Genomic DNA, 25,554 nt, shown 5'->3' with positions numbered 1-25,554 from the left:
GGGCCGCCCCAGCAACTTAAGAAAAGCGAAATAATTGAAGGGTTTGGCCACCCGGTTGACAGCTAAGCATGTTATGGCCTCAGGTTAGTCACGCACAAAAAAAGGACTCGGTCACGAGTGTGATCCGAGTCCCCTAGGTAAAGGTAGCTTTCAGAGGCTGTTTAACTGCTAATTCGTTACTAATAGTGACACCTCAATCTGATTCTAGTTGGAATCTATTCATAAAACTTATTCAATTGTACGATACGACGCTGCCGTTTACTGATACAGCTTAAGCTAAGCGTAGTGGTTCGGTGATAATTCACACCCGATTGATATCTTCTAGGTCAGCGTATTCTCGCTTGGTGCATTGAGTCTCGTCTTCAGACCCACACCTCCAGTTAAAGATTCACGGTGTTGGTATTACATGATGCTTAGAACTTGGCTCGCATACTTCCATTTGGTACAGCAACTCTCATTGCGGATCGCATCCAGTGATGCCAGCTTTTTGACGTGTAACCGGTGAAGATGTTTCACAACATCGAATACGTCGGTACAAACACGGTCTTTTCTCAAATCCTCACACGCGGGTGATGGTGCTATCCATGTGCAGTGATTTCGTTTTGCCAGCTTCTGTAAGCGTTTCCTTTACCTTGACTAAAGTATAGCATGGTTCTTCTAAGTACGCAACTGGAAACGCTTTATTTTTTAAAATTTCTCAGTAAATAAATCGCCGCTCGGGTGAGGCCGCCCCGTAGCCAAAAATCTGTAAGCTTCGACTTGGCGGATCTACGCTAACAACATATCCGGCGTATTCAGTGGGTGTGTTAAGTTGGCGATTCCAGGTTCGATTATATTTAGTCGTGAGCGCATGGCGCCGCCCCATCAACGCACTGACATTTTGCAGGCTGTAGTGGATGCCATTCACGAGGTAATCGGCCTCGACGTGATAGTGGCCAGCCAAAACCGCAATTAAATCGCCGGCAGTGGCACTGAAATCAAACGGCACTTCCCCACCAAAGTCAGGATTATCGCCCAACATCACCGTGCCCTTCAATCGGTGCGTGAAGGCCCGCAGTAAGTTATGCAGCGCTTGCCCGTTATACTTGAGCGCCGGTTTCCCCCGCCGGTTCATGGCTGGGGCATGACTAACAATCAGAATGTCTCGACTCTCTGCAGTCGCCAACGCTTGGGCAAGTTCCCGGAGTTGTCCGGCGGTGACGGCCAAGGTTTTCTTCACATCATAATTCTTCCGACCGTTAATCCACCGCGCAGGCACATCAGAAGTGTTAACCGCAATCACCCGAACAAAGTCAGTATCAGCCACAACTAGGCCATGTTCTGAGACACTAATCCCATCCTGGGCCCGCTCTGGGCTAAAGACCAGGCGATCAAACACTTGGACTGGAAAACTACCAACGAACCGACGATTTTTCTCGGCAAACTTATCATTATCGTCGTGATTACCCCTAGTGATGATGAATGGTTCAGCGCTGGCCGCGAAATCAGCTACGATATTTTTGAGGCGCCATTGGGTCAAAAACCCAGGCTCGGAGCCATCCACTAAATCGCCTAAATGCACGCGATAAGTAATTGGTAACTGCTCCACTAACCAATGCTGCTCCAAGACATGCCAGTAACCACTGGGCCCATACAAGCTTTGACGCCAGTGAGTCAGATCATGGGTGTCAGTCACCAAAGCCAGATTAACTGCGCCGGGGGCGAGTTGCGGTCCGACTTGCTGAATAAAACGGTGTAAATCCTGTTGCACAAATTGACGAATATGCCGACGAAACATATGGTTTCCTCCTATATATTCAATGCGACCCCTAAAAACATACAAATTACTTGAGCCAAGGCGATGATAAACAAATTGCGAATGGCCATGATGAAGGTGGTCTTTTTGACCGGATTACGACTGAAGGTGGCAATATTGCGATAGACAATCGGCACACTCAGCAGGGTCAATAAGGATAATTTTGGCAGTAAGCCAATCACCACCGCAACAATCAAGCTTAGGTAGCCGGCCGTGTACAACCACCAAAAGAAGCGCAAACTGTTCTTGCGACCGAGATAATGAACAATGGTCGTCCGTTTCAATTCTTCATCTTCCGCTTCATCCGCGATATTATTGGCCAGCAGCAATGCCGCAATAGCCCCCTGTGATAGGCCACTGGCAAGAAATACCCCGCCGATCGTTGTCCAGGTTAAAGGCGCGGGGGCGATGTTGATATACACAGCAATCAACCAAATGACAAATCCCATGGTAAATCCTGAGAAGAATTCCCCAAATGGCAAACTAGAAATTGGGCGCGGGCCCCCACCATATAAATACCCAACAGCGAAACTAAAGAGTCCCATGATCAGCAACGGCCAGCCGGTTTGCATGACCATCCATAGGCCCAACACCCCACTTGTCACCATCAAGCCCACAATCAACCAACCTACCAGACTGGGATTAACGTGATTGACTCCAATAACATTAGTTTTCTGGCGGAATTCAAGGGCTTGGGTGCGCTGCGAACGCCGGTAATCTTGATAATTATCATTGGCATCAACGGCCATATTGAAGAGCAACATCGCGACAAAAAACACCAAGAGCGTGCTAAGATGTAGCTGCCGATAATGATACCAGGCGTAAAGACTGCCCATTAAGAAAGGAAAAATTGAAGCGGTTTTAGCTTTGATTTCGACTAATTCTAAGAATACTTTGAGTGACATATAAATTGTTCCTCCAGTTGACAAGCGTTAGACTCTTCCAATATTGTAAACGTATATCATGAACACGTTAAGGAGCATCTGATGATTTATCCTCTCTGGCACCAGTATCCAGAAATTTATCCTAAATTACAACACGTGCAGGCTTTGTTGACCCAACGAACTCGGATTCGCCAACCGCTTGTCGGGAACCTCCTGACCCAACAAATCAATGCTGGTGGCAAGATGCTCCGGAGTGGTCTCATGCTGATGTTTGCCCAGTTTGGCGACTTTAATCGGCCAGAACTCATTTCTGGCGGGGCCGCTATTGAAGCCTTACATTTGGCCACCCTCATCCACGACGATGTGCTCGACCATGCCGATGCTCGGCGTGGTGTTGATACCATTCATTCACAGGCGGACAATCGGGCTGCAATTTATGCCGGTGATTTTCTTTTCTCGGTCTATTTTGAATTGATGGCTCAATCCAGTCCCGACGTCGCCAATGTGGGCACCAATGCCATGACCATGCGCCGCATTTTCTTGGGCGAGCTTGATCAGAACGGTCAAACAAATCAACGTGACTTAACTGTACACCAGTATTTACGCCAGATTAGTGGTAAAACCGCTGCCTTATTCGCCTTGGCCACATATCAAGGCGTGCGCATCAGTCAAGCTGATCCCAGTCTGTTCATCCCGGCTTATCGGTTTGGACGCTACCTGGGCATGAGTTTTCAGATGATTGATGACTTACTCGACTACACCGGTTCACCCAGCCAGACGCAAAAGCCTGTTTTTGAGGATCTTCAGAATGGTATTTACACGCTGCCCTTGCTGTACGCCCTTGAGACCGACCGTGCCAGCTTAACGCCACATCTAAACGCGGCCCAGACCGACCCGCAAGAATTGGCGTTTGTCATTGAACGAGTCCGCCGCGATGGCATCCCTCAAGCCACAGCCCTCGCAGAGAAATATACGCAGAAAGCCTTGGCAACCCTGGCGGCCTTTCCTAAAGGCGAGACCCGCGATGCCCTGCTCACCATCACAAACACCATGCTGAATCGCAAGCTGTGACAAAAGGCGTTTAGGCCCGCTTGATTCAAGATAAAAAGAAAGGGGTTGTGACAAAACTACGTTTTGTCACAACCCCTTTCTGAATTTCTGAACCAAATAGACTAATCGCGTTCCAAAAGACTGAGAATGAGGATTAACAAAGCGTCTTTTGTCACACCTTCTTTTTATTCTTGACCCGCATCGAGTGCATACAGATGTCGGTAACGGCCGTTCTCTGCGTACAAGGCCGCTGGTGTGCCGTCCATGGCGAGTTGCCCATCTTCAAGGAAGATAACCCCGTCGACGTGTTGGACGCCTTGCAGGTGGTGTGTAATCCATAATACAGTCCGGTCAGCCAGGACCTCAAAAATAGTTTCAATGAGCGCTTGCTCGGTCTGCGGGTCCAACCCAACAGTCGGTTCATCCAGCAAAACAATCGGCGCTTGTTGCAGCATAATCCGGGCCAACGCGAGCCGTTGTTGCTCGCCCCCAGAGAAGCCAAATCCCGCTTCGGCCATCGGTGTATTAATACCTTGTGGTAACCGGGCAATTAGGCTCCCTAACTGGACCGCGTCTAATGCGGCCAAGATTTCATCGTCAGTCGCGTCTTCGTTGCCTAAGCGGACATTATTTGCAATGGAAGTTTGGAATAAGAATGGCTTTTGATCAAGCACCGCAAAGATTTGTGCCCGATGTTCTTGATAAGCAAGCACGTCTGTGCCATTCAGTGCAACCTGACCACTCGTTGGCGTCAAGTCCCCCAGAATCAACTGTAGTAACGTGGTTTTACCCATGCCGCTGGGGCCTAACAAGGCGATTTTAGCCCCAGATTCCAATGTCAGATTAATCCCATTTAAGAGCAATTCACTATTGGCATCATATTGGAAATGCACATTTTCCAGGCGCAATTGGTCAATGGTTGTCGGTGCGGGCAACTGAACAGGTAATTGGCGGACCACTGGCGATAAAGAATTCAGATGTTGAATCGAATCTTCATAGCCAGGTAATTCGCTCACCCCTTGACTCACCCCGTTAAAGGCCTGGTTCAGTGGGAAGACAACGAGGACAAAAGCCCCGACCCAATTGGCCAGTGTTTGGCTGCCGGTCCAATACAAGTTGGTCCACACGAGCAAGCTCAAAGGTAGCAGTAAAAAAACCACCTGCAACCAAAAGTCACGGCTAAAGCCAAAGCGCCGACTTTTTTGCTTGGATGCGGCGAGGGCCTGTGCTGACTGGGTTGCCGTGGTGAGGAAGGCTTGTTCGCGCTGGCCGATGACCCAATCGCTCAAACCAAGCACCGCGTCAGTCATCCCCACATAAGCTGCGTTTGAGAGCTGCTTTTGTTGGCGCTGCTGGCGGCGTTTCATCAGGAAACTCCACCATGGTAAGAGAACCACTTGTGCGATAAGCAACAAGAGAATCCACAGCGCAAATTTCCAATCAAACCAACCCAGTAATAGCGTCGCGACAATGCTGACTAAACCAGCCACAACGGTGGGAAACACCGTCCGTAAATACAGATTCTGTAAATGGCCAATGTCATCAGCCAAAAGATTCAAAATATCCCCCGTTTGGTGATGTTCTTGCACAAATGGCGCGTCCGTTTCTAAGACAGTATAGAGCTTTTTGCGCATATGACTAGTCACACGGAGCACCCAGTTATGGCTTGTCAGACGCTCCACATACTGGAAGACTGGCCGGCCAATCCCGAACCCGCGAGTTAAAACTACGACGACATAAATGGCCGCAAACAGTGGCTTGGTGGCACTTTTATCAATCAAGAACCCCGAGGTAAACATCAGGGCTCCGGCACAGACAAAGGTCAAAACACCCAAAATCAGCGACCACACCAATAAACCACGATAACGTTTGAGGTCGGGGCGGACCCATTGATCATGTTTAAACATCGAAATCACCTCGCAGTTTCGTAATCAATTGCTGATACTGCTCATCCTGCGCCAAATCAGCAGGCTTGCCTTGCATCACAATCTTGCCATCATCAATGACCACAACCCAATCCATTTGATTGAGCCAGTGCAGGCGATGCGTGGCAAAAATTACCAGTCGATTGGCAAACAGCGGTAGCATTGTTTCTTTCAAGGCAGCTTCAGTTTCAATGTCTAAGTGTGCCGTTGGCTCATCAAACAACCAGATGCGCCGTTGGGTATCCAACAATGTTCGCGCCAACGCAATTCGCTGTGCTTGACCGCCACTAATGCCACGACCACCTTCACCAATGCGCGTTTGCAGGCCGTCAGGTAGCGTCTCTAGCCAACTGGTTAAGCCGGCGGTGGCCACTGCGGCATCGACTTCAGCAGCAGTCGCTTGCGGTTGATAGAACCGAATATTATCCGCCACACTTGCGGCAAAAATATACGGCGATTGGGGAATATAACTCAATTGCGACTGCCAATCCTCATGTCGCAGGCTAGTGAGTGCGACGCCATCAACGTTGAGTGAGCCGGCTGCTGGATCCAAGAAACCACCCAATACATTTAGCAGGGTGGACTTACCGGCCCCGCTTGGTCCAATCAACGCAATCTTTTGATAGCCGCGCACGGTTAAGTCATCAAATTCCAGGTGCCGCTTGTTATCATAGTCGACGGCAACCTTGTGAAGTTCAAGTTGAGAATCTGCCTGCCACGGTGTGAGTGGCTCAGTCTGTTGTTCTGGCACCGGCTGAGCCAGGATTTCATTGACAGCCGTGAGCGCATTTTTGCCATCCAAGGTGGCATGGTAGTCACTCCCAAATTCACGCAGCGGGGTGAAATATTCCGGTGCCAAAATCAAAGTGACCATGGCTGGGAATAATGGCATCACGCCGTTCATCAAATCAAGCCCCAAGAACACGGCGACGACGGCAATTGAGAGCGTGGTGAAGAAGTCGAGTGCAAACCCTGACAACATCGCAATCGTTAACACACTCATCGTTTGTTTGCGGTAATCTTCTGAGACCTGGTAGACGTTATCGGCGTATTTGCGACTCATCCCCAGTAACTGTAGGGTTTTCAACCCGCGCAGCGAATCAATGAAATGATTGCTCATCGCTTGAAAGCCGGCATATTGTTCGTCGGACTTCTTCTGAGCAGCTAAACCCAGAATCACCATGAACAGAATAATCACAGGAAACATCAGCAATAATGTAATGCCAGCCGTTAGATTTTCAAAGAAGACATAAATCAATAGCACCCATGGCACAATGCTGAGATTCAGGATCTTGTTCAGAATCAATTGTAAGTAGTTTTGGACCTCAGGCATCCCATCCAGCGCCATCGTAACCAAATTCCCCGTCCCCTGCTGAGCCACCAAGCTGGGGCCGAGCAAGAACGTATGTTGTAACAGTTGTTGCTGCAAATCCTGGCTGTTGCGTGAAGCGAAGCGATCAGCAACACGGCTTTTGAGCCAATTAAATCCTTGCCGTGCCAAGAAACACAGAGCAAAACCAATAATGGCACCAGTCAGATGTGACAGTGGTTGACGCTGCCAGGATAATACAATGGCCTGAGCCAGGAAATATCCCTGCCCTAAAATAACAAATGCTTGCCCAAGCGTGAGCCCGGCAAGCACTGTTAAGGTCTGACGTATTCCTGACAAAGCAAAAAGCTGCTTATCAAGCATATTAACCTTCCTTTGATGGAACCCGTTTATGAAAGACCGTGTAACTCCAGATGAAGTACGCTAACGCTATTGGCAACAGAATGGCCGTGACAATAGTCATAATCGTCAACGTCAGCGGACTTGAACTGGCATTTTGAATCAAAATTGAATTCGCGGCATTTGTGGCAATCATCACCCGTGGGAATAGCCCATTGAAAATGAGGACGACAACCAGTGCTAAATCCACGCCACTGCCGATTAATGACAGCAATTCGTTATCTTTCGCGATGCTGTAATGCGTCAAGACGGCGAAAATCACTAACAAGACCACGATGAGTCCGGTTGACAGTGGACGGGCGGTGAAGAAGTCGGTTGAGATGAACAACAATCCGGCAAACACCACAAGACCAGCGTACAAGACCCAAATCAATTTGGCGTTCAGCGCCCGGGCCCGAGTCCGGACTGAACCCGTTGTCTTCAAGCGAATGAAGTTGAGTCCATGAATCAGCATTAACAGGGTCACCGCAACCCCACCGACAATCGTCAATAAGTTGACCTGGTTACCAAGCGTCGCAAAGACATTGCCGGCCTTATCGATTGGCAAGGGCTGAATGATGGCGGTAAAAATCATTCCAAGAATGAAAGGCGCCATCAGACTCCCAATGAAAAGGGTCCAACGCCAAACTGAACGGCCCCAGGCTGTTTCCGCATGACCAGCGAATTCAAACGAGACACCTCGCAAGATTAAACCCACTAGGACTAAGAAGAACAAAATATAGAATCCAGAGAACAGGCTGGCATACCACATTGGGAACGAAGCAAACATTGCCCCACCGGCTGTGACTAGCCAGACTTCATTACCGTCCCAGTGCGGGCCAATCGTCGCAATCAGTTGATCGCGTTCGTCTTCATTCTTAGCCAGCAACCGAGTGGCCATGCCAACCCCGAAATCAAAACCTTCTAAGAAGAAGAAACCGATGAACAAGACCGCAATCAGGATAAACCAAAGTAATTGTAAACCGCTCATGCTTGGAACGCCTCCTTTGAGAATGGATCGGTGGACGTCCCATAGTTTTCGTCTAAGTCAGCATCTGGCCCATGACGTAATGTCCGCTTGACGTAGTAAATCATCACGCCACCCAGAACACTAAAGAGCAAGAAGTACACGATGTTAGTAAAGAGCAATTGGCCCGCGGTTGTGGTTGGGGAAATCGAATCGGCAATCGTAAACAAGCCGTAGACCGTCCAAGGATAACGCCCTAATTCAGTCACAAACCAACCGGCCGAATTAATAATGAATGGCAGGAAAGTTGTGACACCCATGACGTAAAGCAGCCACCGTTGTTTGAGTAAGGTATCCTTCTTCTTCCGTGAGAACCACAGACCCAAGACAGCAACTAATGCTAGGAACATCCCACCGCCAGCCATGACCCGGAAGCTCCAGAACAAGGTCTTCACTGGCACATAGTAATTCATATCTTTGCCAAATTGCTTATCGTATTTAGCATGGAGTTCTTTATTTGCGGTGTCCATCCCTTTCACGGCCCCATTGAGCTTGTGATAGGACAATAGACTCAGCAGGTAAGGAATTTCGATATTACCAGTGACTTTGTGGTCTTTGGTATCAATTAATTCCACTAAAGCCCACGGTGCAGGATCTTCAGTATCTTTATAAATCCCTTCAGTTGCCGCAAACTTCATTGGTTGATCCTTAATAATGAACTGGGTTTGTAAGTCCCCCATGCCCATTGCGGCAACCACTGAAATTAAGCCAACAATTAAGCCAATCCGCACAGACTTGTGATAGAACTCAACATTGTCCTTCTTCAACAAGCGCCATGCTGCCATTCCGGCAACGGCAAACCCTGCTGTGGTGAAGGCTCCAAAAATCACGTGCGGAAATTCAACCCACAACTGCGGATTCATAATGACCGCACCAAAATCGACTAACTTCACGCGCCCAGTGACTTCGTTAATTGCAAAGCCGGTTGGGTGTTGCATGAACGCATTGGCCGACAAAATCCAGATAGCAGACAAAGTCGTCCCTAACCAAACGAACCAAATCATCGCCGCATGTAATGCCGGCTTGAAGCGATCCCAGGTAAACATCCATAAGCCGATAAAGGTCGACTCCATGAAGAACGCTAATAAGGCTTCAATCGCCAATGGCGCCCCGAAAATGTCACCCATAAATCGAGAATAATCTGACCAGTTCATCCCGAATTGGAATTCTTGGATGAGTCCAGTCACAACCCCAACAGCAAAACTCAAGAGGAAAATTTTACCCCAGAACTTTGCCATCTTTTGATATTGCTCATTTTTCTTGACCACATACATGGTCTCCATAATAGCTGTTACCAACGCCATCCCAATTGAGAATGGCACGAAGAAAAAGTGAAACACTGTGGTCATCGCGAATTGAAACCGTGCAAGCGATAACACATCTAGTGCCATGAGCATATCGACACCTCCTTATACATTTCAAGTACTAGTATACTGGTATTTGGAGGGTTTACCAGATAAAACGCTTAATTTAATGCTGTCTGCCGCGATTTTTTCTTCTTTCGTTCGTGTTTATTTTCACATAATCATGGCTTGGCATCATAAAAGCGTTGTCGGCCTAATCAGTGATAATTTGGTGAATCAATGGCAACCGTTCCGGCCGCTCGGCGCCAATCCTGTACGCCGCCTGCACTGCCTCAACCACAGCGTCAACGTTTTCGGTATTCGCATGGATTGTAGCTAAGGTATCGCCAACTGAGACAGGCGTGCCGATTTTCTTGTGCAAGACTAAGCCAACCGCTAAGTCGAGTTGATCGTCCTTCTTAGCTCGGCCGCCACCTAATTGCATCACGGCCACACCCAAAGCATTCGTGTCCATGGCTGTCACATAGCCCGCCGCAGTGGCTTTAACAGCGATCTGATACTGCGCTTGAGGCAATAATTTCGGATTATCGACAACGGTTGGGTCACCGCCTTGATCTTTAATGAGCTGCTTGAACTTCGCCAGGGCTCGGCCATCACGAATCACGTCTTCAGCCAAGCCAATGGCGACTTCTAGACTCGGGGTCACCCCACCCAGCACTAACATGTGGCCCGCTAACCGGACCGTTAGATCATGCACGTCTTTGGGACCGCGCCCTTTCAGAATCGCAATTGATTCAGCAATTTCGAGGCTGTTCCCGATGGTAATCCCCAGCGGTTGATTCATATCAGTCAGTAATGCCACGCTTTGGACATTAGCTTGCTTCCCAATATCAACTAAGGCATGGGCTAGCTTGGTCGCGTCGGCTTCGGTCTTCATAAAGGCCCCATTGCCGACCTTGACATCAAAGACCAGCGCATTGGTGCCCGAGGCAATCTTCTTACTCATAATTGAACTGGCAATCAAAGGAATCGCCTCAACCGTCGCCGTCACGTCCCGCAGCGCATAGATGCGACGATCAGCTGGCGCCATCTTCGTGTCAGCTGAAACAATTGCCTCGCCGTGCGCTTTTACCTGAGCAATAAATTCGGCTTCACTCAAATTCACGTTAAAGCCCGGGATACTTTCGAGCTTATCTAAAGTGCCACCAGTGTGACCCAAACCGCGACCACTAATCATGGGAATCGGCACGCCCAGGCTGGCCACAATTGGGGCCAATGGAATACTGATTTTATCGCCGACGCCGCCCGTACTGTGTTTATCGACTTTGATACCAGGAATGCCCGAGAGGTCCAGCACATCGCCTGAATGCAGCATCGCAAAGGCTAACTGGGCCTGTTCTTCATCCGTCATCCCGTTAAAATAAATCGCCATCAACAAGGCACTCATTTGGTAGTCGGGAATATTCTCAGCCACATACTCCGTGATAATCCACTGAATTTCTGCTTGAGACAGTACTTCGTGATTACGCTTCTTCGTAATCAAATCAACCATGCGCATGGCGATTCCTCCTTGTCTTGAATAGCTTTATTGTAACAGGATTTTTTTGCAAAGCCTGCATTTGTCGATGTTTTCTTGTGGTACACTCTTAAGAAATGTTGTCCGCTGCTCGTGCTTGCCATAGGAGGCCCACTGATGCTCACAGACACCCAGTTACATGCGCTTGGAAAAGTTGAACTCCATTGTCATCTTGATGGTTCACTCTCACTACCAGCGATTCGCCAGCTGGCGACGATGGCCGACATCGCCATTCCCGCGGCTGACGCTGATCTCATTTCCCTTGTGCGCGCGCCGGACACCGTCACAACTTTGGAAGAATATCTCAAGACTTTCGACTTTATTGCCCCACTCTTGCAAACTAAGGCCGCGTTGACCTTAGCGGCTCACGATGTTTTGGCCCAGGCCGCGGCGGAAAACGTCCGCTATATCGAAGTCCGTTTTGCCCCCGAGCTGTCAACGTTTGGCGAACTATCCTATGCTGAGACCATTGACGCCGTGCTGCTGGGTCTGCGCCAAGGGATGGATGAATTTGACATCCAGGCACAAGCGCTCATTTGTGGGATGCGCCAATCAAGCGATGCCATCAATGCAGCCGTTTTTGCGGCCACCGCTCCTTTCTTGTCTCGTGGTGTCGCTGGCGGCGACTTCGCCGGTAACGAAGCTGATTTCCCTACTCACGTCGTCACGCAGGCGATTGCCTCAGCTCAAGCCTTACATATCCCGCTTACTTTTCATGCGGGAGAAGACCATTGCCCCCAAAACATTGCCGAAGCGATTGGCTTAGGCATTCGTCGCATCGGTCACGGCACAGCTTGTTACGACCAGCCTGACTTGATTCAACAAATTGTTCAGACCGACACCACCGTGGAGTTGTGTCTAACCAGCAATCTGCAGACCAAAGCAGCAGCCAATCTCGCGGCCTTTCCATATTGGGCGTTACGCGAGGCCGGCGCCAAAATCACCATTAATACCGATAATCGGACGGTTTCCAACACCAGTCTTACCCGTGAATATGGCCTCTTCCAAGAGGTGTTTGGGGTCACCAAGTCTGATTTCTTAGAATTTAACTTAAACGCCGTTAATGCGGCCTTTATCGATAAACCTACTCAACAACAATTAACCACGCGCCTGATGAATGACTATCGCTAAAATAGGGGTTGTGACAAAACGTAGTTTTGTCACAACCCCTATTTAAATTTCCAAACAAACTAGACTACTCGCGTTCCAAAGGCGGCTTTTGTCACAGCTTCCTTTTGCTTGTTTAGAAATAATCGTACAGTTGGCTGGGTTTCTGGGTAAAGAGCTCACTGACGGTGGCGACTGTGAACGGATCACCATCAATTTGGCCTAGTGCATACGCACTGCGGAGCGACCGCACGCCAAAGGCAGCCTTGACCAGTTCACGAATGTCGAGCGTAACACTCGGTTCGCCACTGACCACTTTCTGAAACGTCACCTGGCCATCATCAATTTGGAGTTGCCACAGGCCGTCATTCTCGCTGATAAAATCATCGTTAATTTGCAGTAAAACCGGTGCCAAGTCGCTAACCTGGTAGGGATAACGCGCTAAGAAGTCGGCCACATCCACTATCCGTGCCATCATATACGGCTTAACCGTGGTGGTGAGTGCCGTAGATTCTGGTACGAGATCATAGAGTGGTCGCACATTGCCCGTCACATACGTAACGTCTGCAAACATATTTTGATGGCCATCGACAAAATGTCCTAGTGCTTGCAAGCTTGGCAGGTCATCGAAAAACAGCTCATGAATGACAAAGTGGGACTCCAAGCGCTCATAAATCATATAGCCAGTCACATGGTCACCCATTCGGGCCACAGCTAGTTCACGACTCGGGTAATGGGTCACAAGGTTCTCCCACCACCATTGTTCCCGCCGAACTGCGCCGTGCGTAACCGCTGAGTTGCGCAAGTACACGGGACTAATTGCCGTAATACTTTCAAGTAATGGTTCGCGGGTGACTAAGACGTCATGCGGGGCATCAAACTGTGGTAACGCCGCAGCTGGCAGTGTATGGGTCGCTTGCCCAAATGCATGCTCAAAGCCAAAGCGCCGGTAGAACTGACTAGAGAATGGCGCCAGATAGGCTAAGGTCATGCCAGCCATGCGCATATCACTGAAGGCTTGATGCATGAGTGCGGTGATCTCGCCTTGGCCACTGGCTTCTGGGTAACTAGCCACATAGCCAACACCGGCCATTTGATAGGCGGTACCTGCCAAATCAACGGTGAACTTTGTGGCTAGAAATCCACTATGTAATGGCTGCCCACTGCCCCAACCGAGTGAATGTGCAAACAATGAGGCAAAGGTCGCATCCCGTGTTGGGGTCTGCGGTTTATTGAAGGCATATTGCACTAAGTCATAGAACGGACGCTCGTCTTTACTGGTGAATTGATACGGTGCTACCATGATTCATCCTCCTCGCTTCACAACAATGTCTGATTTCATCACCGGGCGTCACAATTTTCACACCCTTAATGGTTTCCTAAACAAAAGACAACATACAAGTCACATTTTCTTCCGAGACATCCCAATTCCGGCCGCTATAGTGAATCTATCAACTAACGAAAGGATTGATTCATATGTTACGACCCTCTAATGAAGTGCTCACCGCGCGGCTTGTCGCAGTGACTGCCAATGCTATCATGGCAGAAACTGAAAGTGGCGCCTATCTCAAAATTATGCCTAGTCAAAAACAGCGAACCGATCCACTATTTTGGGAATCGATTCGCGCAATTGTAAAAGCTAAACTTTGGGTTCCTGTCTCAAAGATGAAACACCAACTCCTTGAAACAGATTGGTTAGAAACCGTTCCCGTCGGTTAAGCCTGCCAGGTCACCAATTGGTTGCCGGCTAAGATGAGCGACAATACAGCGTCCTTAGACAGTGCATGTTGCACCGCATCAAAGTGCCCTGTTGAAGCAGCAGCACCGATGACTTCAAGCCCATACTTCAAAAGATTTAAGTCTTTCTTGGCGTGATAGCCCTCATCAAAAACGGGTTCATGATTATAGGTAAATTTAATTTCATCATCTTCGACCGCACCATCCACATGGTTCACCATGATGCGATCTTGCGTGTTCGTCAACAAGGCTTGGTCATCAATTAAATTCAGTTTGTGATCAGACTCATCGCGATAATAGCTTGCTTGACGTTGATTCAGATAGGTTTTAGCTGGACGGTCTAAAACACCGAGGTAGTCCACTGCGGCTAGAATTTCAGCCAGGTCTAATTTCACTTTTTTATCGAGAATTGCTTGCGTGTTGTCTTCGAGCCAGTCGGCGAGCCGACTAATACCAAATTGATCCATATTTGTCTTCCTCCGTTACTGATATGCCTTATATTGTAGCATTTTTTCACGGCTGGCGCTGAAGTATTCAGCACATCTAGGCCAAATGGTCATCGACTAATCCCGCGCCTTGAAGATAACTATAAATTGTAACAGGCCCGACAAACTTGAAGCCGCGCTTCTTCATATCCTTTGAAACCAGTTGCGAGAGTTCAGTTTGTGCCGGCACCTCATCAGGCGACTTGGGCGCATTCACAATTGGTTCACCCGCAACAAAATCCCATAAATACTGGTCAAAGCTGCCAAATTCGGCTTGCACGCGCTGAATTGCCTGCGCATTGGTGACAGTGGCTTCCAACTTGCGGCGATTGCGAATGATATCAGGATTGGTCATCAACGCATCAATCTCTTCACTGGTCATTTTGGCCACGCGATTAATCTGGAAATGATGAAATGCTTTGTTAAAGGCGGCACGCTTCTTGAGCACAATTTGCCAGCTCAATCCTGCCTGGTACGTTTCTAGGCTCAACAATTCAAACAAGTTGTCATCCCCATGCTGGGGAATGCCCCATTCTTGGTCATGGTACGCGCGCAATTCAGGCGTCGCGTTCGCCCAATAAAAATCTTCATCCGCCATTATTTCTCAACCGGACGTGGTGGCATGACGCCAACCCCCTGCAGATAATTAAATGCCGTCGAAGGCCCAACAAATTTAAAGCCCCGCTTCTTCATATCATCTGCGACTTCAGTGGCTAACTTGGCTTTCCCGTCCATGTCTTCTGGCGTGAGTGCTGGTTGACCGTCTGTGAAGTGCCGCAAATACTTGTCAAAGCTCCCGAACGCCTTTTGCACCTTTTGGATGGCAATAGCATTCGCCAAAGTTGCTTCCAACTTGTGCTGATTACGGATAATGTCAGGATCTTGCATCAGAGCATCAATGTCATTCAAAGTCATTTTGGCGACAGTGGCGACATCGTAATTGTGAAAGGCATGGTTGAAGGCTTGGCGTTTCTCGAGCGCAGTCCGCCAGTTCAACCCAGCTGCGTAGGTTTGTAAGCTCAGCATCTCAAATAACTTGTTGTCATCGTGCTGAGGCACACCCCACTCCTTATCGTGAAATTCTTGTAAATCAGGCGGTAATTCGGCCCAGAATTCTTGATTCTTAGGGTGGTGTGCCCGCATTGTTTGCTCGAGTTTCTCTTCTTCAGTTGCCATAATATTCCTCCTCACCAATTCTTTACGACCAGCTTACCGCAATTAGTCCAAAAAGGCCGGTTTCAAGTATCAGAACGTGAACAATACGCTCGCAGTATTTGTCCACGCGTTTTGGTCAGCTGCCCCGAGCACTGTTTTTTTACAACTTAATCCCACACAAAAAGCCAACCCAGAATAATCTGAGTTGGCTTTTTTAGAAGTCAGCACTAATCGATAACGATTAGTCCTTAGCGGTTGAACCGCCATTCTTCTTGATGATTTCTTCTTGGATAGACTTAGGCACAGCTTCATAGTGATCAAATGTCATTGTGAAGGTACCACGGCCTTGGGTAGCACTCCGTAATGTGGTTGCGTAACCAAACATTTCAGAAAGTGGGACCATCGCGTTAACGATTTGGGCATTCCCACGTGCTTCCATCCCTTCAACACGACCACGACGTGCAGTCACTTGACCCATGATATCACCAAGATATTCTTCAGGGGCAACGACTTCAACGTGCATGATTGGTTCAAGGATAACAGCGCCAGCTTGCTTAGCCGCATTCTTCAATGCGATTGATGCAGCAACCTTAAACGCAGCTTCAGATGAATCGACTTCATGGTAAGAACCATCATAGAGCTTAGCCTTAACGTCAATCAATGGGTAACCGGCAAGCACACCGTTAGCCATGGATTCCTTAAGACCTTGTTCTACTGAAGGGATATATTCACGAGGAACAACCCCACCGACAATGGCGTTTTCGAATTCAAAGCCCTTACCTTCTTCGTTAGGGGTGAATTCAATCCAAACGTCACCATATTGACCTTTACCACCAGATTGGCGAACAAACTTACCTTGAGCGGAAGCTTGCTTGGTAAATGATTCACGGTACGCAACTTGAGGTTCGCCGACTTTAGCCGCAACCTTAAATTCACGCTTCATCCGGTCAACCATGATATCCAAGTGCAATTCACCCATCCCAGAAATCAGGGTTTCACCAGTTTCAGGGTTGGTTTCAGCACGGAAGGTAGGATCTTCTTCAGCGAGCTTTTGAAGGGCAACATCCAACTTGTCCCGGTCTTCCTTTGAATCAGGTTCAATGGAGACTTGGATAACTGGATCTGGCACTTCAAGAGATTCGAGAATTAATGGGTGGTCAACGGCGGTCAAAGAGTCACCAGTTGTGGTGTTCTTCAAACCAATCGCAGCAGCGATATCACCGGAGAACACTTCAGGGATTTCTTCACGGTGATTACTGTGCATTTGCAGCAGTCGACCAACACGTTCACGGTTATCCTTAGATGCGTTAAGCACATAAGAACCCGCTTCAAGTGTCCCAGAATAAACCCGGATAAAGGTTAACCGACCAACGAATGGGTCAGTAGCAACCTTAAATGCCAAAGCAGCGAAAGGCTTGTCGTCACCGGCAGTCAATTCAACAGCTTCGCCACTTGCAGGATCGGTCGCGTTATAAGGGCGAACGTCCAGTGGTGATGGCAAGTAGTCAACAACAGCATCCAAGAGCATTTGCACACCCTTGTTCTTGAAGGCAGAACCTGCTAAGACAGGGTAGAATTCCAAGTTGATGGTTGCCTTACGAATAGCAGCCTTCAATTCGTCCTTAGAAATTTCTTCACCGTCGAGGTACTTGTCCATGATGCCATCATCAACGTCAGCAACAGCTTCAATCAGTTCGTTATGAGCCTTTTCAGCTGCTTCTTTGTAATCGTCAGGAATATCAACGATATCCCACTTAGTCCCTAAATCGTCTTCGTCGTAAAGGTCGGCTTTCATTTCAATCAAGTCGATCACACCGTCGAATTCGTCTTCGGCACCAATTGGCAATTGGATTGGGTGAGCATTAGCAAGAAGACGTTCGTGCAAGGTATCAACAGAGTAAGCGAAGTTAGCGCCCATCTTATCCATCTTGTTAACGAAAACTAACCGAGGCACACCATAAGTGGTCGCTTGACGCCAAACATTTTCAGTTTGAGGTTCAACACCAGATTGGGCATCCAACACGGTTACGGCACCATCTAAGACACGCAGGGAACGTTCAACTTCGATTGTGAAGTCCACGTGTCCTGGGGTATCGATGATGTTAACCCGGTTGTCCTTCCAGAAAGCGGTAGTAGCCGCACTGGTAATGGTAATCCCACGTTCTTGCTCTTGCTCCATCCAGTCCATTTGTGAAGCCCCTTCATGGGTTTCACCAATCTTATGAATCTTACCGGTATAGTACAAGATACGTTCGGTCGTCGTCGTCTTACCAGCATCAATATGTGCCATGATCCCGATATTACGGGTCCGATCTAACGGAAATTCACGCTTATTGGCCATGTGAAATAATAACTCCTCTCAAGTTAATCAATAAGTTAATTTGTCTATTTAGAAAAAGAAAGGCTACTATATGCCAACAACTGGATATAATAGCCAATCCCATCTTACCAACGATAGTGAGCGAATGCCCGGTTAGCGTCAGCCATTTTGTGTGTATCTTCACGCTTCTTCACAGCTGCACCAGTGTTATTGGCAGCATCCATGATTTCACGTGCTAAACGATCATCCATTGTATGTTCGCCGCGTGCACGGGAATATTGAACGATCCAACGTAAGCCTAAGGTAGTCCGACGGTCTGGACGAACTTCGATTGGCACTTGATAGTTAGAACCACCGATACGGCGAGCCTTAACTTCAAGTACGGGCATAACGTTCTTCATGGCTTGTTCGAACACTTCTAAAGGTTCGTTGCCAGTTTGGTCTTTGATGATGTCAAATGCATCGTATAAAATTGTTGAAGCCTTACCGCGCTTACCATCAATCATCAAGTGGTTGATTAAACGAGTAACCAGTTTTGAGTTGTACACTGGATCTGGTAAGACATCGCGTTTTGAAACATTGCCTTTACGTGGCATGCAGATTGCCTCCTTATTACCGCACAAAGCGGATCTAAAAATTTTTTAAATTACTTCTTAGGGCGCTTTGCACCGTACTTAGAACGACTTTGCATACGGTCGGAAACACCGGCTGTATCGAGCGCACCACGGATAATGTGGTAACGAACCCCAGGCAAGTCCTTAACACGGCCCCCACGGATTAAAACAACACTATGTTCTTGCAAGTTGTGACCGATACCTGGAATGTAAGCTGTCACTTCAATAAGGTTAGACAAACGAACACGGGCATACTTCCGCAAAGCTGAGTTAGGCTTCTTAGGTGTCATTGTACCGACACGAGTTGCCACCCCACGCTTTTGAGGAGCTGGTGTGTTTGTTAACGACTTCTTCTTGCTGTTATAACCAAAGTTCAGCGCTGGTGAGTCTGACTTGGTTGTCTTAGATTTACGACCTTGACGTACCAATTGATTGATGGTAGGCATTAAGGTTCCTCCTTCCCGATTACGGTTAGTATTTTCAAGTCCACACATCCAGGCGGTTCATTTTTTGAGATAAAAAATTGGCCGGCCAGGCGGCAGAGTAGGCTTAGCCCAGTCAGCACGTCCGGGTGACCCGAAGAACTGGAAAAAAGCACCTTTGATAGTGTACTTGATTTTCGCCTCTAATGTCAAGCGACTCTAGGATTTTCTTTTTGCGAAATCTTTCAATGAGGTGATTAAAATGCCACTATTGGGCCTCTTTAGCTACTACTGGGGCGTCAGGCCCCACCAAGGTAGTCAATACTGGGTGCAATTTACGCTGTGGTTGAGTTCCTTGTTCTTCTTCACCACTTGGCAAGGTAGTTTACTCCAAGTCGGATTAATTGTTTGGGCCAGCCAAGACTGGCGTGAGCGTCGGATTGCCGCGGTCCCTTTAGAATTTTGGAGTGTCTTAGTGGCTTGGCCCCACTGGCAACCAGCCGTGATTGGCCTCGTGTTGGGATTGTCGCTGGGCTGGATTAGTGGCGGGTTTGGCAGTGGCGATGCCATTATTGTCGCCGCATTGGCGGGTTATTTCCCCCTAACGGCAGTATTGTGGGTTCTCTTGTTGGCCTGTTTGAGTACGCTTGCCCATCACTATCACCACAACGAAGCCACCTATCCCTTTGCCTTTCATCTGGCCGTAGGGGTGCAAGTTTGGCTCTGGTTATCGCCATTGAACTTGATTTAGTTTTGTTTGACACCGTTCAACAAACGCAGTATTTTAGGCGCACAACAATAATCTGTCGCCACAACCATCCAGGAGGTAGGCCTATGCGTCGCGACAAACCAACCGCTCAAAAACTTGTCATCCTCATTGCCCTAGTCATCAGTATCGTTTGTATCCTGATTGGCCAACCCAAAGCCGCCTTACCATTCCTACTGATTGGCGGGTATTTGGTGATCACGGCCCTTTAGAGTCGTCATGCCGATGTGGTATAGTATGGGCACTAAGTAAAGGAAGATTGCCCATGAAACCTGAATTTTCAAGCGTCTTTGATATTATGGGCCGACTCGCCATCACCCCTAATCAAGAACATATCGATATGGCCTTTCGACTCGGACAGGCGCTGCAAAAATGGTTGGGTACACCCCAGTCTGTTTCTTGGCAGCTTGATGGCCCTATGGCTGAAGCTAGTTTTAACCAAACGATGACCCTCGCGGTGACCGCTGGTTTAATTGGCGTCAGTACATTAGTCGGGGAGCCAAACATTCTTGAATTTGCCTTCAAGCATCAAATTCATGTGGATTATGTCCCTAATGCTGGCGTTCAACCGACAACAGCAGCACTCGTCATTGATCGCCAACAGACCCTCGTCTTTGCTACCCAGGCAACCGCTGACACATTTGCAATTACGCAAATCAATCGCATCCCCGTGCAGCTCGTTCCTGGTCAAGTCAGCCTGTTATTAGTCGTCAAGCAGCCACCATCACTTGATCAATCTGCCTATCAGCAAGTGTCGCCGCTCATTGATTTGGGCGCAGGCAAAGGCATGATTGTGACCCCCAAATTGCCAACACCAGCACTCATCAAGCAATTAAGCGCGCTGCCCGATGTGCTTAAGCTCACGGTATTTCGCTAGGCGCAATTCCAAAAGACACGACAATGTCCAGCGTTGTCGTGCCTTTTTATTTACTCTGGATTGTCTTCAGTGACGAAAGCATCGCCAAAAATCCGTTGCTTCATAGCTTGGCCGGTTGGCGTGCCGGCGAGGCCACCAATCCCGGTTTCTCTCAGGGAACGTGGCATCTCTTCGCCAATCGACTTCATGGCACCAATCACGTCATCCGCCGGAATTTTATTCGAGCAACCTGCCAATGCCATGTCCGCCGCAATCAGCGCATCAGTGGCGCCAATAGCATTGCGCTTGACACAGGGCAGTTCTACCAACCCCGCCACAGGGTCACAGACCAAGCCCAACAAGTTACTCATGGCGATGGCAAAAGCCTCTGCACTCTGTTCTGGCGTCCCGCCAGCCACTTCAACTGCGGCGGCAGCGCCCATCGCGGCGGCACTGCCGACTTCAGCTTGGCAGCCACCAACGGCCCCGGCAATCATCGCATTGTTAGCAACAATCATGCCAAAAGCACTGGCCGTAAACAAAAAGCGCACCATTTGGTCTTCAGTCAGGTGCAGCCGTTTTTCCAAGATGAACAAGACCCCTGGCAACGTGCCCGTGGAACCGGCAGTCGGGGTGGCACAAACCACGCCCATGGCTGCGTTCACTTCATTGGTCGCAATCGCATTCTGAATTGCTTCAACCATGGCATCGCCAGACAAGGTATGCCCAGCAGCGCGATACTTTCGCAACTTCACGGCTTCACCACCGGTTAACCCAGTTGTGGAGTGCACGCCTTCGCCTTCTGCGCCCCGCTTGACCGCTGCGCGCATCACTTCAAGGTTCTTAGCCATCATGGCCCAGATGACCTCGCGACTCATTTGAGAGCTTTCAATTTCTTGTTGGATGATTAATTCAGAAATCGGTTGGTGCTGCGTTTCGGCAGTGGCCACCAATTCGGCAATACTTTTGTACATCACATTTCTCCTAGATATAAATCAACTGTGCCGTTGCCGCCCGAAGTTGTTCCAATTGGCGGCGTTGAAGTCGCCGATCCAAATCGAATTCAAACAGCGGCAGCGCTTCTGAATTCGTGTACGTTTCTTGATGATTGATGGTTGTCATGGCTTCAAGCTGGGTCACAATGCTTGCGGCCGTTTGATTAGGCTTAGGAATCGCCAACACAATCGGCAATGGCCCTTGGGGTTTGACCAGGTAACCGTTGAATTTCAACGCGCGAATCTCAATCGTCCCACCACCAATTGAGACACCCGTCACTTCAATCGTCTTCTTGGCATTGCTAACGCGAACCACCGCGGTGTTCGGGTGGTTCACCGGACTTGGACCTTGATTCTCAACAAAGTGAATCGTCATCCCTTGCTTTTGGGCGATTTCTACCGCATCTGGTACCCGCGGGTCATCTGGTGCAAAACCCAAGACCCCACTGACAATCGCATAGTCAGTTCCGTGACCTAAATGAGTTTCTGCAAACGACTCATAATAATCAACGCGAATTTCTGTCGGTTGGTCCGCAAAGAGATCGTGGGCGGCTTGCCCAATGGCGACCGCGCCAGCTGTGTGAGAACTTGATGGGCCAATCATAATCGGGCCAATGATTTCAAAAACACTTTTGTAATTATTCGCCAAGTCGGTCGCCTCTTTTCTGAAAATTTCTACCGCCCTATTATATATGAAATTCATCACAAAGTGCCTAAGAGTTTTCTCATAGAACGGGACACAAAAAAGGTTGGGCCAAAACGATGTTTTGGCCCAACCTTTTTTCAATACTCGAACAATATGGATTAATCACGTTCCAAAAGACAGAGAATTCCTGTTAACAAGAAGTGTGAAAACTCGCGCTCAACCCGCCTTTTGTCACAGTTTCTCTTTTAGTTACTTAAACAAATTCAATAATTCTTCTGGCGTTTGAGCGGCATTCAAGCGCTTGACGAAATCCTCATGTGTTAACAATTTGGCCGTATTAGACAAGTACTTCAGGTGATCGCCACTATCTTTCTCAGGAATTAAGAATGAAATCATTGTGTCGACTGGTGCACCATCAAAGGTCTGCCATTCAATTGGTGTCGCCAACTTCACAATCAGCATCGAAGACTTATCAATCGTGGCATCTTGAGCGTGTGGGATGGCAATACCTTTCTCCATCCCCGTTGACCCTTCAGCCTCGCGGGCCACGTACTTATCAAAGACCGCATCGGCGTCACCAGCTAAATGCCGCTTTACCGCAAGGTCAGCTAAATACTTCAAGGCTTCATCGCGATTGGCGACCTGGACGCCAGTTACAATGTTATCAACGGTTAAAATGTCACCAGGATCGTAAGTTTTTTCTTGTTCCTCTAATTGGCTTTCGTCATTCTTTGGGAATGCCGGCGTTGAATCATAGATATCTTGTTCATCGGCGGCGCCTTCTGTCGCCAACATTGTTTCGACAACACCAGCTTGGACGCCATGTTTAGATGCTGACCGACCGGCAATCATGGCCAGCAGCACACCTGAAACAACCGCCCCAATCAGAATCCAAAGAACCCAGAGTAATGGGTGATTAACCAGTGGTAAGATGATGAACCCACCATGCGGTGCTGGGACCTGAATCCGAGTAACATAGGTCAAAACAGCGGCAATGGCTGAACCAATCATGAAAGCAGGAATGTTCCATAATGGATTCTTCGCTGCAAATGGGATGGCCCCTTCGGTAATATGGGTGGAACCCAGAATAATGTTGACATAACCTGCGCTGCGTTCGTCACGACTGTAAGCTTTCTTGTTTAAGAAGACAGCAACAGCCGTTGCCAATGGCGGTGCAATGCAGGCTGCGGAGACCCCAGCCATAAAGAAGAAATTGCCTTGAGCCAGCAATGCCGTCCCGGTCAGATAAGCCGCTTTGTTGATTGGACCGCCAAAATCAGCCGCACACATTGCGCCCACAACAATCCCCAAGATAATTGGGTTCGTATTTTCAAGGCCTTTCAAGAAGTCCATCAAACCCGTGTTCAGAATTTTCATTGGTGTATTCAGAAGCCACATCGCTGTCCCGACAGTGAAAACCCCCAGTACTGGGTACAGGAAGATGGCTTTCAAGCCCCGAAATTCGCGATCGGGTAACCAAACAAATAATTTCTGCATGCCCAAGACAACCAACCCTGATAAGTAACCAGCTAAAATGGCGCCTAAGAAGCCAGACCCATTCCCACCGTTATAGGCAATCATCCCAGCAACAAACCCTAAGACCAATCCAGAGCGTTTGGCAATCGCTTCAGCAATGTAGGCGGATAAAACTGGCACCATCAACCCCATTGACGCGCCACCAATTGAATTCAACATGGCCGCAAAGGCATTATATTGTTCATTCTTTGGATCGGCTGAATAAATCCCCCAGAGGAAGGAAATTGCTACGAGTACCCCACCGGCAACCACGAAAGGTAGCATGTGAGAAACACCGTTCATCAACGAGGTATAAATTTTGTTCCCCAGACCGGCACCACTCGTTTCGGCTTCGCTATCAGCTGTCGCACCACTGCCACTGGGGCGCAGTTTTGGGGTCGCCGGATCAAGGGCTTCTTTAATCAAATGATCTGGTTCCCGAATCCCGGCAGCGACAGGTACATTGACCACAGGCAAGCCAGCAAAACGGTCAGCATCGACATCAATATCAGACGCAATGACAACCGCCTGCGCACCAGCAATCTCTTCAGGTGTCAACGGATCATCGACACCCGTTTGGCCGTGCGTTTCGACTTTAATCGTTAATCCCATTTTCTTAGCCGCTTGTTCCAGTGCTTCCTGAGCCATATAGGTGTGGGCAATCCCAGTCGCACAGCCAGTGGCCGCAATAATATCATATTTTGCCATTAGACTTTTTCCTCCAATGTGGTTAGTTTGATTTGCTTCAGTAATGAATCGAAAGCTTCAAAGTCGGTTAAACCAGCTCGCGTCGCCGTGTCACTTCCTGCGGCAATGGCTCGGCGCAGATTGTCAGATTCAGATAAGTGCTGGGCCCAGCCCGCAAGGAAGGTCCCAAGCATCGTGTCACCAGCACCCGCCGTGTTCAGCACCGCAATCTTGGGCGCTGTACCATATAGGGTGCCATCGGCGTTCGCCAAAATAGCGCCCTGGCCACCAAGTGATAAGAGAACATTTTGTGCCCCTAACTTGACCAGGCGTTGGGCTAATTCACCCAGTTCACTGACCGATAAATCAGTGTCGATGCCAAACCATGCCTTGACCTCTTCGTCGTTCGGTTTAATCAGCAGCGGATGGAAAGCCAGCGCGTCTTTCACCCGTGAGCCAGCTGTATCAATCACGAGCTTGAAGCCTTTTGTTTGGCTCAACTGGCCCACCTGATTCAAGAAATCATCCGGAATGCCGGGGCTAAAACTGCCTGAGATACAAAGCGTATCCGCTGGCTTTAAGCTGCTCAGATGTTGCATGAGCGCATCGACTGTCGACTGAGGAACAATCGGCCCAGGATTCACTAATTTGAATTCCTCATTGGTCGCCTGGACATGGGTAAATGTATTAATCCGGGTGACCCCAGGCACGTGATAGAAGTGATTGGGAATCCCAATCTCATCTAAGACCGAAACAATATAATCAAGGGTGAAGCCGCCGCCAACACCAAGCGCGGTATTAGGGACATTTTGCTTCTGCAGGATAAACGACACGTTCACGCCTTTCCCGTTTGCTTGCGCATCAAAGCGATTGGTACGATTCACCGCACCTGCCTCTAAGGTAGGCGTATCAATAAACAAATCAATGGCTGGGTTCAAGGTTAAAGTATAAATCATCCGCCCGCCTCCTTTTTAAACCGT

At 48.7% G+C, this 25,554-nt stretch carries 23 protein-coding genes and 2 pseudogenes; 6 read left to right on the top strand and 19 right to left on the bottom strand.

The window, feature by feature from the left end:
- Positions 1-697 precede the first annotated feature (697 nt).
- A complete protein-coding gene (locus FC34_RS04985; RefSeq protein ID WP_057894304.1) occupies positions 698-1,777 on the bottom strand; it encodes a metallophosphoesterase family protein in 1,080 nt (359 codons plus the stop codon).
- 11 nt (positions 1,778-1,788) lie between these two features.
- Complete coding sequence (locus tag FC34_RS04980) at positions 1,789-2,700, bottom strand: 1,4-dihydroxy-2-naphthoate polyprenyltransferase (protein ID WP_057894303.1); 912 nt, start codon at positions 2,698-2,700, stop codon at positions 1,789-1,791.
- Between the two features lie 81 nt (positions 2,701-2,781).
- Here FC34_RS04980 and FC34_RS04975 point away from each other — a divergent pair, with 81 nt between their 5' ends.
- On the top strand, positions 2,782-3,750 hold the full coding sequence (locus FC34_RS04975) for a polyprenyl synthetase family protein (RefSeq protein ID WP_057894302.1): 969 nt from the start codon (positions 2,782-2,784) through the stop codon (positions 3,748-3,750).
- Positions 3,751-3,914: 164 nt separating this feature from the next.
- Here the strand turns inward: FC34_RS04975 and cydC are convergent, their stop codons facing one another.
- The 5 genes from cydC to FC34_RS04950 all read right to left on the bottom strand — a co-directional run bounded on the left by cydC (position 3,915) and on the right by FC34_RS04950 (position 11,251).
- Positions 3,915-5,642, bottom strand: coding sequence for a thiol reductant ABC exporter subunit CydC (gene cydC, locus FC34_RS04970; protein WP_157052255.1), 1,728 nt, complete (start codon positions 5,640-5,642; stop codon positions 3,915-3,917).
- The gene (gene cydD, locus FC34_RS04965; RefSeq protein WP_057894300.1) at positions 5,629-7,347 is read right to left on the bottom strand and encodes a thiol reductant ABC exporter subunit CydD; all 1,719 of its coding nucleotides are present in this window, start codon (positions 7,345-7,347) and stop codon (positions 5,629-5,631) included. The genes cydC and cydD overlap by 14 nt, the downstream gene beginning before the upstream one ends.
- 1 nt (position 7,348) lies before the next feature.
- A complete protein-coding gene (gene cydB / locus FC34_RS04960; protein WP_057894299.1) occupies positions 7,349-8,353 on the bottom strand; it encodes a cytochrome d ubiquinol oxidase subunit II in 1,005 nt (334 codons plus the stop codon).
- Positions 8,350-9,786, bottom strand: a complete 1,437-nt coding sequence (locus FC34_RS04955) for a cytochrome ubiquinol oxidase subunit I (RefSeq protein ID WP_057894298.1) — start codon at positions 9,784-9,786, stop codon at positions 8,350-8,352. The genes cydB and FC34_RS04955 overlap by 4 nt, the downstream gene beginning before the upstream one ends.
- A gap of 160 nt (positions 9,787-9,946) precedes the next feature.
- Positions 9,947-11,251, bottom strand: a complete 1,305-nt coding sequence (locus FC34_RS04950; RefSeq protein ID WP_057894297.1) for a pyrimidine-nucleoside phosphorylase — start codon at positions 11,249-11,251, stop codon at positions 9,947-9,949.
- Between the two features lie 135 nt (positions 11,252-11,386).
- Here FC34_RS04950 and add point away from each other — a divergent pair, with 135 nt between their 5' ends.
- Positions 11,387-12,400, top strand: coding sequence for an adenosine deaminase (gene add, locus FC34_RS04945; RefSeq protein ID WP_057894296.1), 1,014 nt, complete (start codon positions 11,387-11,389; stop codon positions 12,398-12,400).
- A gap of 112 nt (positions 12,401-12,512) precedes the next feature.
- Here the strand turns inward: add and FC34_RS04940 are convergent, their stop codons facing one another.
- Positions 12,513-13,679, bottom strand: a complete 1,167-nt coding sequence (locus FC34_RS04940; RefSeq protein WP_057894295.1) for a GNAT family N-acetyltransferase — start codon at positions 13,677-13,679, stop codon at positions 12,513-12,515.
- Between the two features lie 173 nt (positions 13,680-13,852).
- Between FC34_RS04940 and FC34_RS04935 the strand changes: the two genes are divergently transcribed.
- On the top strand, positions 13,853-14,095 hold the full coding sequence (locus FC34_RS04935) for a hypothetical protein (protein ID WP_057894294.1): 243 nt from the start codon (positions 13,853-13,855) through the stop codon (positions 14,093-14,095).
- On the opposite strand, the gene FC34_RS04930 is transcribed toward FC34_RS04935, so the two are convergent.
- From FC34_RS04930 to rpsL, 6 genes are all read right to left on the bottom strand, one after another.
- On the bottom strand, positions 14,092-14,580 hold the full coding sequence (locus FC34_RS04930) for a hypothetical protein (protein WP_057894293.1): 489 nt from the start codon (positions 14,578-14,580) through the stop codon (positions 14,092-14,094). The genes FC34_RS04935 and FC34_RS04930 overlap by 4 nt on opposite strands.
- 76 nt (positions 14,581-14,656) lie before the next feature.
- The gene (locus FC34_RS04925; protein ID WP_057894292.1) at positions 14,657-15,196 is read right to left on the bottom strand and encodes a DNA-3-methyladenine glycosylase I; all 540 of its coding nucleotides are present in this window, start codon (positions 15,194-15,196) and stop codon (positions 14,657-14,659) included.
- Positions 15,196-15,774, bottom strand: coding sequence for a DNA-3-methyladenine glycosylase I (locus FC34_RS04920; protein ID WP_235803401.1), 579 nt, complete (start codon positions 15,772-15,774; stop codon positions 15,196-15,198). The genes FC34_RS04925 and FC34_RS04920 overlap by 1 nt, the downstream gene beginning before the upstream one ends.
- A 220-nt stretch (positions 15,775-15,994) precedes the next feature.
- Positions 15,995-18,094 carry an elongation factor G gene (gene fusA, locus FC34_RS04915; RefSeq protein WP_057894291.1) on the bottom strand — a complete coding sequence of 700 codons (2,100 nt, stop codon included), beginning with the start codon at positions 18,092-18,094 and terminating at the stop codon, positions 15,995-15,997.
- Between the two features lie 104 nt (positions 18,095-18,198).
- Positions 18,199-18,669 carry a 30S ribosomal protein S7 gene (gene rpsG, locus FC34_RS04910; RefSeq protein ID WP_057894290.1) on the bottom strand — a complete coding sequence of 157 codons (471 nt, stop codon included), beginning with the start codon at positions 18,667-18,669 and terminating at the stop codon, positions 18,199-18,201.
- 50 nt (positions 18,670-18,719) lie between these two features.
- Positions 18,720-19,133, bottom strand: coding sequence for a 30S ribosomal protein S12 (gene rpsL, locus FC34_RS04905; protein WP_057894289.1), 414 nt, complete (start codon positions 19,131-19,133; stop codon positions 18,720-18,722).
- A 238-nt stretch (positions 19,134-19,371) separates the two neighbouring features.
- On the opposite strand from rpsL, the gene FC34_RS04900 reads away from it, so the two are divergent.
- The 3 genes from FC34_RS04900 (at position 19,372) to FC34_RS04895 (ending at position 20,752) form a co-directional block, all read left to right on the top strand.
- The gene (locus tag FC34_RS04900) at positions 19,372-19,860 is read left to right on the top strand and encodes a hypothetical protein (RefSeq protein ID WP_057894288.1); all 489 of its coding nucleotides are present in this window, start codon (positions 19,372-19,374) and stop codon (positions 19,858-19,860) included.
- An 83-nt stretch (positions 19,861-19,943) separates the two neighbouring features.
- A complete protein-coding gene (locus tag FC34_RS09655) occupies positions 19,944-20,087 on the top strand; it encodes a hypothetical protein (protein ID WP_157052240.1) in 144 nt (47 codons plus the stop codon).
- 53 nt (positions 20,088-20,140) lie between these two features.
- On the top strand, positions 20,141-20,752 hold the full coding sequence (locus FC34_RS04895) for a hypothetical protein (RefSeq protein ID WP_057894287.1): 612 nt from the start codon (positions 20,141-20,143) through the stop codon (positions 20,750-20,752).
- A gap of 50 nt (positions 20,753-20,802) precedes the next feature.
- On the opposite strand, the gene sdaAA is transcribed toward FC34_RS04895, so the two are convergent.
- From sdaAA to pfkB, 5 genes and pseudogenes are all read right to left on the bottom strand, one after another.
- Positions 20,803-21,705 carry an L-serine ammonia-lyase, iron-sulfur-dependent, subunit alpha gene (gene sdaAA / locus FC34_RS04890; RefSeq protein ID WP_057894286.1) on the bottom strand — a complete coding sequence of 301 codons (903 nt, stop codon included), beginning with the start codon at positions 21,703-21,705 and terminating at the stop codon, positions 20,803-20,805.
- Between the two features lie 10 nt (positions 21,706-21,715).
- On the bottom strand, positions 21,716-22,375 hold the full coding sequence (gene sdaAB, locus FC34_RS04885; protein WP_157052239.1) for an L-serine ammonia-lyase, iron-sulfur-dependent subunit beta: 660 nt from the start codon (positions 22,373-22,375) through the stop codon (positions 21,716-21,718).
- A 246-nt stretch (positions 22,376-22,621) separates the two neighbouring features.
- Positions 22,622-23,065: pseudogene (locus tag FC34_RS09905) on the bottom strand (PTS sugar transporter subunit IIA); the annotation flags it as partial.
- A 74-nt stretch (positions 23,066-23,139) separates the two neighbouring features.
- Positions 23,140-24,595 (bottom strand): annotated as a pseudogene (locus tag FC34_RS04880) (PTS fructose transporter subunit IIC); the annotation flags it as partial.
- On the bottom strand, positions 24,595-25,530 hold the full coding sequence (gene pfkB / locus FC34_RS04875) for a 1-phosphofructokinase (RefSeq protein WP_057894284.1): 936 nt from the start codon (positions 25,528-25,530) through the stop codon (positions 24,595-24,597). The pseudogene FC34_RS04880 and the gene pfkB, both read right to left, overlap by 1 nt.
- Positions 25,531-25,554 lie beyond the last annotated feature (24 nt).

The organism is Lacticaseibacillus brantae DSM 23927, assembly GCF_001436115.1.
GTDB classification, from domain to species: domain Bacteria; phylum Bacillota; class Bacilli; order Lactobacillales; family Lactobacillaceae; genus Lacticaseibacillus; species Lacticaseibacillus brantae.
The sequence above is the reverse complement of the archived record's forward strand: the minus strand, read 5'-3'. Positions and strand labels throughout refer to the sequence as shown.

Bases quoted from the DNA above. Each gene is read 5' to 3' on its own strand.
- FC34_RS04985 (WP_057894304.1), bottom strand. From the start codon at position 1,777: ATGTTTCGTCGGCATATTCGTCAATTTGTGCAACAGGATTTACACCGT.
- FC34_RS04980 (WP_057894303.1), bottom strand. From the start codon at position 2,700: ATGTCACTCAAAGTATTCTTAGAATTAGTCGAAATCAAAGCTAAAACC.
- FC34_RS04975 (WP_057894302.1), top strand. From the start codon at position 2,782: ATGATTTATCCTCTCTGGCACCAGTATCCAGAAATTTATCCTAAATTA.
- cydD (WP_057894300.1), bottom strand. From the start codon at position 7,347: ATGCTTGATAAGCAGCTTTTTGCTTTGTCAGGAATACGTCAGACCTTA.
- cydB (WP_057894299.1), bottom strand. From the start codon at position 8,353: ATGAGCGGTTTACAATTACTTTGGTTTATCCTGATTGCGGTCTTGTTC.
- FC34_RS04955 (WP_057894298.1), bottom strand. From the start codon at position 9,786: ATGCTCATGGCACTAGATGTGTTATCGCTTGCACGGTTTCAATTCGCG.
- FC34_RS04950 (WP_057894297.1), bottom strand. From the start codon at position 11,251: ATGCGCATGGTTGATTTGATTACGAAGAAGCGTAATCACGAAGTACTG.
- add (WP_057894296.1), top strand. From the start codon at position 11,387: ATGCTCACAGACACCCAGTTACATGCGCTTGGAAAAGTTGAACTCCAT.
- FC34_RS04940 (WP_057894295.1), bottom strand. From the start codon at position 13,679: ATGGTAGCACCGTATCAATTCACCAGTAAAGACGAGCGTCCGTTCTAT.
- FC34_RS04935 (WP_057894294.1), top strand. From the start codon at position 13,853: ATGTTACGACCCTCTAATGAAGTGCTCACCGCGCGGCTTGTCGCAGTG.
- FC34_RS04930 (WP_057894293.1), bottom strand. From the start codon at position 14,580: ATGGATCAATTTGGTATTAGTCGGCTCGCCGACTGGCTCGAAGACAAC.
- FC34_RS04925 (WP_057894292.1), bottom strand. From the start codon at position 15,196: ATGGCGGATGAAGATTTTTATTGGGCGAACGCGACGCCTGAATTGCGC.
- FC34_RS04920 (WP_235803401.1), bottom strand. From the start codon at position 15,774: ATGGCAACTGAAGAAGAGAAACTCGAGCAAACAATGCGGGCACACCAC.
- fusA (WP_057894291.1), bottom strand. From the start codon at position 18,094: ATGGCCAATAAGCGTGAATTTCCGTTAGATCGGACCCGTAATATCGGG.
- rpsG (WP_057894290.1), bottom strand. From the start codon at position 18,669: ATGCCACGTAAAGGCAATGTTTCAAAACGCGATGTCTTACCAGATCCA.
- rpsL (WP_057894289.1), bottom strand. From the start codon at position 19,133: ATGCCTACCATCAATCAATTGGTACGTCAAGGTCGTAAATCTAAGACA.
- FC34_RS04900 (WP_057894288.1), top strand. From the start codon at position 19,372: ATGCCACTATTGGGCCTCTTTAGCTACTACTGGGGCGTCAGGCCCCAC.
- FC34_RS09655 (WP_157052240.1), top strand. From the start codon at position 19,944: ATGCGTCGCGACAAACCAACCGCTCAAAAACTTGTCATCCTCATTGCC.
- FC34_RS04895 (WP_057894287.1), top strand. From the start codon at position 20,141: ATGAAACCTGAATTTTCAAGCGTCTTTGATATTATGGGCCGACTCGCC.
- sdaAA (WP_057894286.1), bottom strand. From the start codon at position 21,705: ATGTACAAAAGTATTGCCGAATTGGTGGCCACTGCCGAAACGCAGCAC.
- pfkB (WP_057894284.1), bottom strand. From the start codon at position 25,530: ATGATTTATACTTTAACCTTGAACCCAGCCATTGATTTGTTTATTGAT.